Genomic DNA, 13,007 nt, shown 5'->3' with positions numbered 1-13,007 from the left:
TCCCGGGTGGCCCGTTCGGGCCACCCGGAGCGGGCAGTTTCACTAGGCCGGGCGGTCGCCCTTCAGAGTGACCCGGTGCATCAGCCTGTAATGCGGGTGGTAGTCGCCCACTGCGTAATGCTGGGTGGAACGGTTATCCCAGATCACCAGGGAGTTGGGCTCCCACCGGAACCGGACCTGGTACTCGGGGGTCCGGGCGAGGTCCGTGAGCATGTTCCGCAGCGAGTCGCCCAGCTGCGTGGAAATACCCGTGAGGCGGGTGGTGAACAACGCATTGACGTACACGAGCTTGCGGCCCGTTTCCGGATGCTTGCGCACCACGGGGTGGGTCATGGGCGGGTATTTGCGTCGCGTTTCCTCATAGCGCGCCTCGCCATCCGGGCCTTGCCGGACGACGCCGGTCAGTTCCTTTTCCCAGTCGTGCACTCCTTCAAGCCCGTCGATGACGTTTTTTACGTTCTCCGGCAAGGCGTCATAAGCCGCGGTCATACTTGCCCAGAGGGTGTCGCCGCCGCACGGGGGAATTTCCTGCGCATGGAGGCAGGTGGCGGAGTTCGGCGTAGCCTGCCACGTCAGGTCGGAGTGCCACACGTCGGTTCCAGCAGCCCGGCCCCGGGACTCCAACACCTCAATGTGCGGATAGCCCGGAAGCGATGGGAAGAATGCGCTGACTTCCTGGGGATCGCCGAAGACCTTGGCGAACTCAATCTGGTCGTCCGGGGTAATTTGCTGGTCGCGGAGAAACAGCACTTGGTATTCAAGGAATGCTTCCCGGAGTTCCCGCCGGCACTCAGGAGTGATGCCCTCACGCAGATCCAGCCCGTGGATGTAGGCTCCGATAGTCGGTGTCGCACGTTCCACAGTGAATGTCTTGAACTCTTGATCATTGCCGCTCATGGTCGTTCCTTCCTTTTGTTTGGTCTGTTGCATGGAGCCCGTGTCCGTCAACGCTGACTGATCAGACGGGCTGCTTTTGTTGGGAATCCTTTGGTGTCGACTCATTCCGAATAGGTGGGGGCAGCAAATTCCTGCACATTGCCGTCGCTGCCCTTCCCGGCCCGCAAGGCCTTGTTTCGGATGACGCGCCCCAGCGCCAACGCACAGGTGATCGAAACCGCTCCGGCGACGAAGACGTAAATGGAGGTGGAGACCGACGCTTTCGTCGCAGCAAACAAGGCACCGGCAATAAGGGGTGCAATGGCGCTGCCGAGGAGGTTGCCAAGCGTGGTTGCCAGGGACAACCCGCTGTAACGGACCTTGGCGTCAAAGGCCGTGGAGAAGTACGCAGGCGACAATGCCCACGGGATGTACACGGCGATGGTTGCGGCGAAGTAGCAAACGGGGATCAAGCCGTACGAGCCGCCGTCGAGGGCGAAGTAGAGCGGAAAGGCAACCACCACGATGAGTACAAGGCCCCACAGGTAAACCCGCTGTGCGCCGTATTTATCCGCCATGGCACCTGCTGCGGGATTGACGAAGAAACCAACGGCCGAGGTGATGATCACCAGCACCAGCATGGAGGTCGAATCGAACTCTTCCGACTTACCGGCGTAGACGAAGTTGTACACGGTGATGAGGTAGAAGAAGATGCCCGGCACCAGGCTTGCGCCGGCTACAAGGAACACCTGCTTCGGGTGGGTTCGAAGTACCTCGATGACGGGCATGCGCACAACGCTGTGGTTAGCCTTGACTCGATCGAACTCCGGGCTTTCTGCCACCTTTACGCGGATGACCAGGCCGGTGATGACCAACACGGCACTCAGCATGAACGGAACCCGCCAGCCCCAGGCCATGAAGGCGTCCGGCGACATGGATTCCAGCGGGATGTACAAGGTCATGGCAAGGATGAGTCCCACAGCCACGCCTGCTTGCGGCCAGCTGCCAAAGAAGGCGCGCCGGCCCTGCGGGGAGTGCTCGGTAGCCATCAGCACGGCCCCGCCCCACTCTCCGCCGAGGGCAAACCCTTGGCAAAGCCGCAGGATCACCAGCAAGACGGGGGCAAACACACCTATGACGTCATAGGTAGGCAACAATCCGATGGCGACCGTGGCTATGCCCATGATCAGGATGGTGAGGACCATCATCGGCTTCCGGCCCGCCCTGTCACCGAAGTGGCCGAAGACGATGGCTCCTACGGGGCGGGCGACGAAGCCGGCGGCGAAGGTCGAGAACGCGAGCAGCGTGCCGGTTGTGGGGTCGAAGCCCGGGAAGAAGAGCTGGTTGAAAACAAGCACCGCTGCGGTGCTGTAGATAAAGAAGTCGTACCACTCGATGGTTGTGCCGATGAGGCTCGCGATGGCGACCTTTCTCGGAGAGCTGCCGCCCGATGGTTGTGGGACCACTGCACTCATATTGTGCCTCCAGGTAATTTTGCAAACAGTCGGCCCCGCTTTGCGTGGGCCCTGGTGATCAGGGCAGCCAAGGCACCTGTCTGAGAGTGAGATCTGAAGTGATGCAAATTACTTCAGTGTTGATTATCTTATTACTGAGATGTCTTGTGCGCAAGATCTCATTTTGGCAGTGGTGGAGCCCCCGAGGGGCTTCCGGCGTGGTGCGAACTGGAACCGTTTGCTGTGGGCTAGTCCCTTCGGCAGATGCTCATGACGTGGCGCCTTGATCGGCAGCGGGCACCATAATTCCCCACGCGAGGTCCTCGAGGATGTCCTGAATTCCGCGGATGTCCCGCAGGAACGGCGTACGGACGACGCTGCTGATCACATGCAGAGCTGCCTTCACGCGTACTCTGACTACTTCTTGATCCGTACCCGGATATGCGTCCTGGACCAGTGAGGCGACGTCGGCGACATAGTCGTTCTGCGCCTCCAAAAGGTTCTGCAGGTCCCGTTCGGGAACGTGCTGGCGCTCGGAGACGGCCAGTTGCAGGTATTCCGGGCAGGACAGCGAGAAGGAAATGTGCGACGACAGGATGCGCTGGAGCGCCGCGGATGAATCCGCGGCTTCAGAGAGGGCGCGCGACAAGTCCATCCAACGGACTTCCGTGGCCCGGTAAAGCGCGGCAGCGAGCATTTCTGCCTTATTGCTGAAGTGACGGTAGATGCCGGGGCCGGCTATCCCGACGTCGGCGCCGATATCGTCAAGGCTGACCGCATCAAAACCGGACCTAGCGAACTGCCGGATTGCAGCAGCCAACAGAGCCTCGCGGCGGCTGCGCGGCACGGAGAGTGCCGCACCGGCCCGACGGTCCGATTCCTTGATCGGCGGCAACGGCATATCGATCACAGTGCGGGCAAGCGTGGCGAGGTGGGTTTCCTCGTCCGCTTTCGAGAGCCGGTTCGGATGCCACGACACACTGACCATCACAGCGAACATCGCCCACGCCCGCAGATCGGCCTCTGCTGCGGGAAGCGCAGCAGAGCCGGACTGGAGCTTGCTGCTGATGGCGAACTTGGCGCCGCTGGCTATTTCGAAGCGGACCGCAGGCGGCAGGTGGCGGGATTCCCGCTCCCACAGCACGCCGTTCCCGCGATGCTCCAAAAGCGCCCGGCCGAGTGACAAGACCAACTGGCCAAGATCGCCGTCGGGCGCCTGGATGACGCTCTCCACAACAGGCTGGAGGTTCGCCGCCACGGCCTCCCGGAGCAGTTCGCCTTTGCCTGGGAAATGCCGGTACAGGGCAGACGGCTGCACAGAGACCGCCTTGGCCACATCGGTCATGCTGACTTGCGGATACCCCCGTTGCGCGAAGAGGTCCGCCGCCGCAGCGAGTATGAGGGCTCGGCGGTTGCGGGGCCGTGTACCGCGTTCCGGGGCTGTGGACGCTTTCTCCATATCTCAAGATTAATCAGATTCACTTATTGCGCAATAGCCCGCCGCGTGCCAAAGTTGAAGAACAAGCCACAGGAACTCATCTGCGTCCATGAATGTGGGTTAGTAAGCGGGCTTACTGCACATCGCCGCAGCGGGACCGCCAGTCCTTTCCCGCAGCCGAGCGGCACGGAAAGAACCTCGAAGGCCGAGGCAGATTCACTTACGGAACGTTGAGATGGTCGAAAACCGGGGGCACAGCAACAACAGTCAGCCAGGCGGCCCACCTGCCCGTGGACCCCAAGGAGCACAGGCCCCTGACCATCTCCTCGTGATATCCCCTTCGCCGCTCAAGCCAAGGGCGGCGTAAAACCAAGGGCGCCGTAGAGACAAAGAGCAACGTCCAGTGACAAAGGAGTCCCACATGAAACGACGTGCAATACTCGCCGTGGCCGCACTCTGCGGCTTCGCAGCCCTGACTGGCTGCAGCAGCAGCGGGGGTGAGACTCCCAATGCGTACGCTGCCAAGACTGACATCCCCACCGCAGCCGCCATGGATCCGGCGATCCTTGAGGCTGCAAACAAGGAAGGCTCGCTGTTGGTTTACGGCGAAGCCAACGAGGCATCCATGAAGCCGGTACTGGCCGCCTTCCAAGACCAATATCCGGGCATAAAGACCAGTTACATCAGCCTCGGCGGAACCGAAAGCTTCCAGCGCTACCTCAACGAGAAGGCCACGGGCGGAAAGACCGCAGACGTGATTGTCAGCCTGCAAGGCGCGAACTTCCTGGACCTGGTCAAGCGGGGCGACATCCAGGACTTCACGCCTCCTGCAGCTGCGCCACTGCCGGACTTCGCGAAACTCGCCCCGGGAGTCTTCGCCATGGAACTCAATCCGGTCATGGCGCTGATCAACACCACCCTCCTGCCCGAGTCCGAGCAGCCCGATTCCCTCGAGGCACTCGCCAGGATGTCCGGCGACCCTAAACTGGCGGGAAAGATCGTTACGTATGACGGCACCACGGAGTTCGGCTACACAGTCAACCACGCGTACATCGCCAAAGCCGGAGAAGCGGGATGGAAAATCCTGGACCAGCTCGGTCCGAACACCAAGGTGGAAGCCAGCGCAGGACCCATGTTCAACAAACTCCTGCAGGGCGAGTACACCATGTCCTACTTCCAATCCGGTGCCACCAGGCCGCTGCTCACCGGCGCGACCGCCAAGGTACTGAACTACAGGTTCTTCAAGGACGGAACTCCCTTCATGCCCCGCGGCGCCGGGGCGACAACAGGTGGCAAGTCCCCCAACGCGGCAAAGGTGTTCGTCAATTTCCTCATTGACAAGGCCGGCCAGACAGCCGGTTGTACCGGCGGATTCGCACCCTACCTGGACGGCGTGGACTGCCCGGTAAACCTGGCAAAGGTCACGGAGCAACTGGGCGCTGAAAACATCAACATCGCCACGTGGGATGAGGCCCTGATCAACGATTCGCCGGCGTTCAAGAACCGTTGGAAAGAGGCATTCGGACGATGAGCAGCTCCACGCTCGCCGTACCCGGGACGCAGGAGCGGCCTCCCGGGTATGGACCCATCAAGCGGGCATGGTTACCCGAAAAAGTCATCCACTACGGTGTCTGGTTGTTGACGGTCCTGCTGGTTCTCGGCCCGATCGTGCCGATTGTCTGGTCATCGCTCTGGTCCACACCCCTTTACGAGGGCGGTGGCAGCGCCACCCTTGAGAACTTCGGCAAGTTGGCGGCCGACCCCCTGTGGTGGTCGGCAGTGGCCAACAGCCTGCAGTTCGCCGTTTTCACAACCGTCGGGTCAGTGCTGGTGGGAACCACCGTCGCCCTATTGGTGGCACGGACCGACCTGCCGCTCCGGAAGCTCTACTCAGCTTTGATCGTCCTGCCCCTGGTCCTGCCCGGACTGGTGCTGATCGTTGGCTGGCAGTCGATGTGGTCGAAGAACGGATACGCCACCCACGTACTGGAGCAGTTCTCGCCTTTCAGTGTCCCCTTTGACCTCTACAGTGTTGCGGGAATGGTGGTCATGGGCACCGTCCTAGGCTCACCCGTGGTGTACCTTTTTGCCCGCGGGACGCTCTCCTCCGGTGACTCGACGCTGGAGGAAGCCGCCCGGTGCGCCGGCGCAGGTCCCCTCCGCGCCGTGCTCTCGGTGACCCTGCCCCTGCTGCGTCCGGCACTGCTGAATTCCGGATTGCTGGTGTTTGCCCTGGCCTTGGAAACACTCGGTATTCCGCTGATCCTTGGCACGTCAAAGAACATCGACATGATGTCCACCTATCTCTACCGGCAATGGACGGGAAGTGCCGACGGCGGCGGCGGAGTCCTCCCTGCAGGTGCCGTCATGCTGCTGCTCGCCGTCACCTTGCTGCTGTTGCTGCGCAACCGGCTGGCCGGGGACCTCGCCCGTTTCACCACCACCGGCGGCAAGTCATCGAGGCCTGCCAACGTCGTCAAGCTCGGCCCCCTGCGCTGGGTGCTGTCCGCCGTCGTCGGAATTGTCCTGGGCTCGGCGACCATCATTCCGCTGGGCGGCGTGGTCCTGGCCTCGGTGACCGCGGTTCTGACGCCGGCAATCAACCCGTTCAGCCTCCTCACGCTTGACCACTTTTCGGCAATCCTGACCAACCCGTTGTACACCGGAGCCATCGGCAACAGCTTGCTGATCGCCACCGTTGGTGCCGCGATCGCCACAGCCTGCATCGCAGTCATCGCACTGGTCGCCCACCGCTCCACCTTCCGGTTCCGCGGATCCCTGGAACACATCGTGCTGTATCCCCGGGCCGTCCCGGGGATCATCACCGGCATGGCCTTCTTCTGGACTTTCGCGATCCTGGATCAATCAGGAACGTTCAGGGCCACACTCTGGGCCGTGGGAATCGCCTTCGGCGTCCGGGCCCTGGCCATGGGCTACGCCGCGTTCTACCCCTCCCTTGCCGCACTGGGTGAGGACCTGGACCGGGCTGCGCGCTCCGCAGGAGCGGATTGGTGGACCGCGATGCGAACCATCATCATCCGGCTCCTGAGGCCGGCCATGGGGATTTCGTTCGTCCTGCTTTTTGTGGCCATGCTCAACGAAGCCGACGCCGCAGTCTTCCTGGTAACCCCTGAAACGCAGGTTCTGGGACTGGCCATGCTCCAAATCGCGGCCACAGGCCTCGGCGGCACCGTCGCCGCCCTCGGAGTCATCCAACTCGTCATCACCGCAGCAGTCCTGGCCGCAGGACGCCTTCTGTTTGGAGTTCGCCCCAATGTCTGATCTGGTCATTACCAACCTCACCAAGAAGTTCGGCCACCTGACGGTCCTGGACAACGTATCGGTGACCGCTTCCGACGGGCAGATCCTGACCCTGCTGGGGCCCAGCGGTTGCGGGAAGTCGACAACACTGTGGTCGGTCGCAGGACTGCTCAAGCCCGACGGCGGCAGCATCGTCGCGGGCGACCGCACCTTGTTCGATCACGGCACGTCCGCTTTCCTGCCTCCGGAACGCCGCGACTGCGGCGTGGTCTTCCAGTCGTATGCCGTGTGGCCGCACATGAAGGTCCGCGACAATGTCGGCTACCCGCTGAAGCTGCGACGGTACAAATCCGATGCACTCCGCCGCCGCGTCGACGAAGTTCTTGAACTGGTGGACCTCGCCGATCAGGCAGACCGCTACCCGCACCAGCTCTCCGGTGGTCAGCAACAACGCGTCGCCTTGGCGCGTGCCCTGGCCTTCCCTCCCCGGCTGCTGCTGCTTGACGAGCCGTTTTCCAACCTTGATGCCAAGCTGCGGGAACGGACCCGCGACTGGTTGCTCCAGCTGCAACGCAGGATTGGCGTGACCACGGTGTTCGTGACCCACGACCAAGACGAAGCGCTGGCCATGAGTGACAAGATCGCGGTCATGTCGGCCGGCATGGTCCGGCAGATCGGCACGCCTGAGCAGATCTACAACGATCCCGCCGATATATTCGTGGCCGATTTCGTGGGCACCAGCAACCTGCTGGAGGGCACGGTCATCTCCCGGTCCAAGGGAGTTTTGACGATCAAAATCGACGGATTGGACCAAGCGATCCACGTGCCGTCGTCCTTGGATTCCGACGGCGTCGTGGTTGCCGTCCGGCCTGAGGCCCTGGCCTTGTTGCCCGACGACGCACCATCCGAGGGCTATGAAATGACGGTCAACGGCCCCGTCCTGGAGAGGTCCTATCACGGCCATCACTTCAGGTACAGGGTGGGGGTCGGCGAGCAGTCGCTGGTGGTGGAAACCCGCGACCGGACGGACTCGTCCCATGTGCGCGTGGGCATCCCACGGGACGGCTATAAGTTGTTCCAACCCCGCACTGCCCCGGCAACCAAGGGCGCCCTGTGATTCCCGTCGGGTCCCCCTACCCGATCCGCATCGACCTTTTCAGCGACACGATTACCCGGCCTTCAGGGGCCATGCGGCAGGCCATGGCCCACGCCGAGGTGGGGGATGAACAAAAGGGTGAAGACCCCTCCACCAACGAACTCGTTGCCCTGGCCCGGGAACTGCTGGGCAAGGAAGAAGCGGTCTTCCTGCCATCAGGGACCATGTGCAACCAGATCTCCTACGCCCTGCACTGCCGCCCGGGCGATGCGATCCTTGTTGACGACAACGCGCACTCGCTCCGCCACGAGGAAACCGGGGCACCAGCCTTGGCCGGAGCCTTGTTCAGGCCCATCAAAGCCGATCGTGGTGTTTTCTCCGCTGACCAGCTCACAGCGGCCCTCGGGCCCGAGGGCCGGTCGATGGCCCGGAATGCGGTGCTCTCCATTGAGCAGCCTTCCAACCTCGGCGGCGGCACATGCTGGTCCCTGGAGGGCATCACCTCCGTGACCGCGGTAGCACGGGCGCATCAGATCAAGACCCACATGGACGGCGCCCGCCTGCTCAATGCGGTAGTAGCCACAGGAGTGTCCGCCCGCGATTTCTGTGCCCCGTTCGACTCAGTCTGGCTGGATCTCAGCAAGGGACTGGGTGCCCCCCTGGGAGCAGTGCTGGCAGGAGACGCGGATTTCATCAGCGAAGCCTGGCGCCTGAAACAACGGTGGGGTGGCTCCATGCGCCAGTCCGGCATCGTGGCTGCGGCCGGCACCTTTGCCCTCCGCAACAACGTGGACAGACTGGCCGACGACCACGCCAACGCCCGCCTCCTGGCTGAGCTGCTGGCCGGCCACCGCAACATCTCGATCGACCCCACGACGGTTCAGACCAACATTGTCCTCTTTGACCTGGTGGACTGCCCAGTCACTGCACCGGTTCTGGTGGAGCGCCTGCTCCGGAAGTGCGGGGTTCGAATGGGCGCTTTTGGCCCGTCCACGATCCGTGCCGTCACCCACCTTGATGTGGACACCGCAGGTGTACGCCTCGCCGCGGAAGCCCTCTGCGAATTGCTGGACGAAACCTACTCAATGCACGTGAGCAAGAAGGAGCTCCTGACATGACCACCACCATTGACGTGACGGACCGGCCCCTGCCGTTCAGCGCCCCCCGGGCTGCCCGGCACGGTGACGAAGTCACCGTATTGCTCAACGCGCGTGTTGTTGATCCCGGGACGGGCACATCCTCTTCCCCCAGCGACGTGTGGCTCCAAGCGGGGCAGATCTCCCGCGTCACCCCTGCGGGCCGGGTACCCGGCGCAGGGAATGTGCTTGACCTCAAGGGAAACTTCGTGGCTCCCGGAATGATGGATGCCCACGTCCATCTGGCCTTCGACGGCGGCGACGACCCCAAGGCCACACACCAGGCCAGCAGCGATGAAGAAATCATTGCGCAGGTTGTAGCGAACGCACGGATTGCGCTCCGGGCCGGTATCACCACAGTTCGCGACTGCGGAACGCCCAGGCGGCTGCTCGCTCCCATGCGGGCAGCACTGGGGATGGCATCGGACGTCGCAACTGTGGTTCATTGTGGTGCTCCGCTCTGCAGGGTCGGAGGGCACGCCCACGACATGGGCGGAGAAGTACGGACCCGGCACGACGTCCACACCCTGATCGCTGAACAGCACGCGGCCGGTGCCACCTGGATCAAGCTCATGGCCAGCGGCGGCGGCTTCACGCCCGGGACCAGTCCCAGCGTCTTTGAGTTCGATCCCGTGCTTCTCCGGGAGGCAGTAGTGATCGCCGGTTCCTACGGCATGAAGACCGCAGCGCACGCACACGCCAGCTCCTCCATTGCCGCCTGCATTGACGCCGGCGTCCATACGCTGGAACATGCCTCGATGCTGGGGCCCGACGAACGATGCTCCCCCGATCCCGGGCTCTTGCGCAGGGCGGCCGATGCCGGCATCCACATTGTGCCGACCGTCATAGCGGCAGACATTGTCTCGCGGCAATTGCAGGAGGGACGCCAGGTATTGGCCAACCCGCTTGACCGCAACGTGGTGGCAAGGCTCGAATCGCGGTTCACCAACGTGACGGAGTTCCTCCACTCCGGCGTGTCCATCGTGGCGGGGACGGACGCGGGCCCTGCGCACGTCACCTTCGACCTCCTTGCCCGCGAGCTGGAGCGCTACGTTGCTGCCGGCCTCACAGCACAGCATGCGCTGAAATCCGCGACCACTGAAGCCGCCTCCATGCTTGGGTTGGAGTCGCAAGTGGGACGCGTCCGGCCCGGCTTGTGGGCCGACCTCATCTTTACTTCGGCAGACCCCCTCCAAGACATCACCACCCTCCAAACGCCCCTTGGAGTTCTCAAGCGCGGACTGTTGATCGCGCACTAAGCAGCGGCGTTACCCCACAACTTTGGCGGCCCGTCTCCGCGGCATCCGCCATACCCCTGTCCCACCGACACCCCCAGTAAGGCATCGTATGAATCCAACCCCAGTCAGCGACCCCCTGGCCAGCACTGCAGCCCCGACGCTTTGCACCCCTGAATTGGAGGCCCTTGCCGCGATAGAACGACGGGTGCTGTGGCTTGCGACCTCAATCATCCATCACGCCAACAGGGTGCGCCCCAACCCTTCCGGCATCAAGGTTGGCGGCCACCAGGCCTCGAGTGCCTCCATGGCCACGATCATGACCTCTCTGTGGTTCGGGCAACTCCGCGCGGAGGACCGTGTTTCCGTGAAGCCCCACGCCTCGCCGGTGCTCCACAGCATCAACTATTTGCTGGGCAGCCTCGACGAGAAGTACCTCACCACGCTGCGTGAGTTCGGGGGCCTGCAGAGCTACCCCAGCCGCGCCAAGGATCCGGATCCCGTCGACTACTCCACGGGCTCCGTCGGCATCGGGGCCACCGCGCCCATTTGGGGTGCCATCTCGCGGCGGTACATCGAAACCGTGAGCGGGGGGACTGTGAACGGCGGGACTGTGAGCGACGGGTCTGTGAGCGGCACACCGGACAGGGGGCGCCAGTACTCGTTGGTAGGCGACGCGGAGCTCGACGAGGGCGCCATCTGGGAAGCTGTCCTGGACTCGAATGTTGCGGATCTGGGGGAAATCGTCTGGATTGTGGACCTCAACAGGCAGTCCCTTGACCGGGTGGTGCCGAACGTGGCCGCAGGCAAAATCGAGCGCCTGTTCGAGGCTGCCGGCTGGCAGGTCATCACCGTGCGTTTCGGCCACCTGCTGGAAAGCCTCCTGGGCCGGCCCGGCGGCGGCGCGCTGCGGAAGCGCATTCTCGACATGTCCAACCCGGAATACCAGCGGCTGCTGCGCTGCTCCCCCGAGGAAGTTCGACGCCGGCTCCCTGGCGGGGGCGCCGACGCTGCGGATATCGCGGAGCTGATTTCCGGCGTCGACGACCACACCCTGACCCGGGCCATCAGGAACCTCGGCGGCCACGACCTCGCCGCGCTCCGCGAAGCGTACTCCCGGATCGATGACACCCGGCCTACCGTGATCATCGCCTACACCATCAAAGGCAACGGCCTGCCTACCGAGGGCCATCCACAGAACCATTCCTCGCTGCTCACCGTGGACCAGTACCGCCAACTCGCGGACGCCATGGGCGAGGACCCCGACACACCCTGGGGACGTTTCGACGCCGACAGCACCGAGGGCCAACTGGTGCGGACCACTGCAGAAGCCCTGCGGCGCGTCGCTCAACCTGCAACGGCCCCGCCCGCCGTCCCGGTGGACTTCGGCAGGACGCCGTCGGGGACGGCAACCACGCAAGCAGCCTTGGGCCGAACCTTGCTCGACGTCAACCGTGCGGCACCCGCTGTCGCGCGCCGGCTGGTGACCGTCAGCCCGGACGTCAGTTCCAGCACCAACCTTGCCGGCTGGGTGAACAAGGTAGGCGTGTGGTCGGTAGAAGAACGGACCAACTGGTTCAGCGACGACGCCGAGACCGTCATGCACTGGCACGAAAAACCCACCGGCCAGCACATAGAACTTGGCATCGCCGAAGTGAACCTCGTGAGCCTGCTGGGCGAACTCGGCGCAACCTGGAGCCGATGGGGACAGCCGCTGTTCCCCATCGGCGTACTCTACGATCCGTTCGTGGAGCGGGCCCTGGAACCCTGGTCCTACGGCATCTATGCCGGCGGGCAATCCATTCTGGTCGGCACCCCGTCGGGGGTGACGCTGGCCCCCGAAGGCGGGGCACACCAGTCCATCAAGACCCCGTCCATCGGTTTGGAACAGCCCAACTGCACCAGCTACGAGCCCGCTTTCGCCATCGACGTCGAGTGGACGCTGCTGGCGTCCATGTCCCAACTGGGGCGCCCCGGCGGCAAATCCGCCTACCTGCGGCTCTCCACGAAACCCGTCGACCAGCAATTGGCCGCCGTACCGGCCGATCCCGCCGCCCGGGAGCGCCGCCGTCGTCAAGCAGTGGCCGGCGGCTACCTCCTGCGGGCTGCCCCTGCCCCGGCAGCGACCATCGCCGCCATGGGCGCCATGGTGCCGGATGCGCTTGCCGCCGCCGATCGCCTGGCCGCACAGGGCACCGCCGTCGACGTCGTCTGCGTCACCAGCCCGGGCCTGCTTTATGAAGCCCTGCAAGGCCGCAACGGACAAAACCCGGACGCACCCACCTGGATCCTGGACCAGATCCTGCCCGCTGAGCGGGCAGTCCCCATGGTGACCGTGCTTGATGGCCACCCCCACACCCTCGCGTTCCTCGCAGGCGTGCACCAGGTCAAGAGCCGCAACCTCGGCGTGGACGCTTTCGGACAGGCGGGCGCCGTCGACGACGTCTACCGCTACCACGGGATCGACAGCGACAGCATGGTCCGTGCTGTCCTGGACCTCGTGCAGTGACA

9 protein-coding genes are annotated in these 13,007 nt (G+C 63.7%); 6 read left to right on the top strand and 3 right to left on the bottom strand.

What is annotated here, in order from left to right; genetic code table 11:
* Positions 1-42 precede the first annotated feature (42 nt).
* From QN084_RS21315 to QN084_RS21305, 3 genes are all read right to left on the bottom strand, one after another.
* The gene (locus QN084_RS21315) at positions 43-897 is read right to left on the bottom strand and encodes a TauD/TfdA dioxygenase family protein (RefSeq protein WP_062096780.1); all 855 of its coding nucleotides are present in this window, start codon (positions 895-897) and stop codon (positions 43-45) included.
* A gap of 101 nt (positions 898-998) precedes the next feature.
* Positions 999-2,351, bottom strand: coding sequence for an MFS transporter (locus QN084_RS21310; RefSeq protein ID WP_069696484.1), 1,353 nt, complete (start codon positions 2,349-2,351; stop codon positions 999-1,001).
* Positions 2,352-2,598: 247 nt separating this feature from the next.
* Positions 2,599-3,789, bottom strand: coding sequence for a TetR/AcrR family transcriptional regulator (locus QN084_RS21305; protein WP_069696483.1), 1,191 nt, complete (start codon positions 3,787-3,789; stop codon positions 2,599-2,601).
* A 400-nt stretch (positions 3,790-4,189) separates the two neighbouring features.
* Between QN084_RS21305 and QN084_RS21300 the strand changes: the two genes are divergently transcribed.
* The 6 genes from QN084_RS21300 to QN084_RS21275 all read left to right on the top strand — a co-directional run bounded on the left by QN084_RS21300 (position 4,190) and on the right by QN084_RS21275 (position 13,005).
* Positions 4,190-5,299, top strand: coding sequence for an ABC transporter substrate-binding protein (locus QN084_RS21300; protein WP_069696482.1), 1,110 nt, complete (start codon positions 4,190-4,192; stop codon positions 5,297-5,299).
* Entirely contained in the window at positions 5,296-7,050 is a 1,755-nt protein-coding gene (locus QN084_RS21295) for an ABC transporter permease (RefSeq protein WP_069696481.1), read from the top strand. Before QN084_RS21300 ends, QN084_RS21295 begins: the two co-directional genes overlap by 4 nt.
* Entirely contained in the window at positions 7,043-8,146 is a 1,104-nt protein-coding gene (locus QN084_RS21290; protein ID WP_021472199.1) for an ABC transporter ATP-binding protein, read from the top strand. Before QN084_RS21295 ends, QN084_RS21290 begins: the two co-directional genes overlap by 8 nt.
* A complete protein-coding gene (locus QN084_RS21285) occupies positions 8,143-9,243 on the top strand; it encodes a threonine aldolase family protein (RefSeq protein WP_069696480.1) in 1,101 nt (366 codons plus the stop codon). The genes QN084_RS21290 and QN084_RS21285 overlap by 4 nt, the downstream gene beginning before the upstream one ends.
* Positions 9,240-10,520 carry an amidohydrolase family protein gene (locus tag QN084_RS21280; protein ID WP_069696479.1) on the top strand — a complete coding sequence of 427 codons (1,281 nt, stop codon included), beginning with the start codon at positions 9,240-9,242 and terminating at the stop codon, positions 10,518-10,520. The genes QN084_RS21285 and QN084_RS21280 overlap by 4 nt, the downstream gene beginning before the upstream one ends.
* Positions 10,521-10,608: 88 nt before the next feature.
* A complete protein-coding gene (locus tag QN084_RS21275; protein WP_069696478.1) occupies positions 10,609-13,005 on the top strand; it encodes a thiamine pyrophosphate-binding protein in 2,397 nt (798 codons plus the stop codon).
* The last annotated feature ends 2 nt before the right edge of the window (positions 13,006-13,007 follow it).

The organism is Paenarthrobacter sp. R1 (genome assembly GCF_030264015.1).
Classification (GTDB): Bacteria; Actinomycetota; Actinomycetes; order Actinomycetales; family Micrococcaceae; genus Arthrobacter; species Arthrobacter ureafaciens.
This window is presented reverse-complemented; position numbering and strand designations above follow the sequence as displayed.

Excerpts from the sequence above, each read along its gene's own strand:
- QN084_RS21315 (WP_062096780.1), bottom strand. The coding sequence starts at position 897 with ATGAGCGGCAATGATCAAGAGTTCAAGACATTCACTGTGGAACGTGCG.
- QN084_RS21310 (WP_069696484.1), bottom strand. The coding sequence starts at position 2,351 with ATGAGTGCAGTGGTCCCACAACCATCGGGCGGCAGCTCTCCGAGAAAG.
- QN084_RS21305 (WP_069696483.1), bottom strand. The coding sequence starts at position 3,789 with ATGGAGAAAGCGTCCACAGCCCCGGAACGCGGTACACGGCCCCGCAAC.
- QN084_RS21300 (WP_069696482.1), top strand. The coding sequence starts at position 4,190 with ATGAAACGACGTGCAATACTCGCCGTGGCCGCACTCTGCGGCTTCGCA.
- QN084_RS21295 (WP_069696481.1), top strand. The coding sequence starts at position 5,296 with ATGAGCAGCTCCACGCTCGCCGTACCCGGGACGCAGGAGCGGCCTCCC.
- QN084_RS21290 (WP_021472199.1), top strand. The coding sequence starts at position 7,043 with ATGTCTGATCTGGTCATTACCAACCTCACCAAGAAGTTCGGCCACCTG.
- QN084_RS21280 (WP_069696479.1), top strand. The coding sequence starts at position 9,240 with ATGACCACCACCATTGACGTGACGGACCGGCCCCTGCCGTTCAGCGCC.
- QN084_RS21275 (WP_069696478.1), top strand. The coding sequence starts at position 10,609 with ATGAATCCAACCCCAGTCAGCGACCCCCTGGCCAGCACTGCAGCCCCG.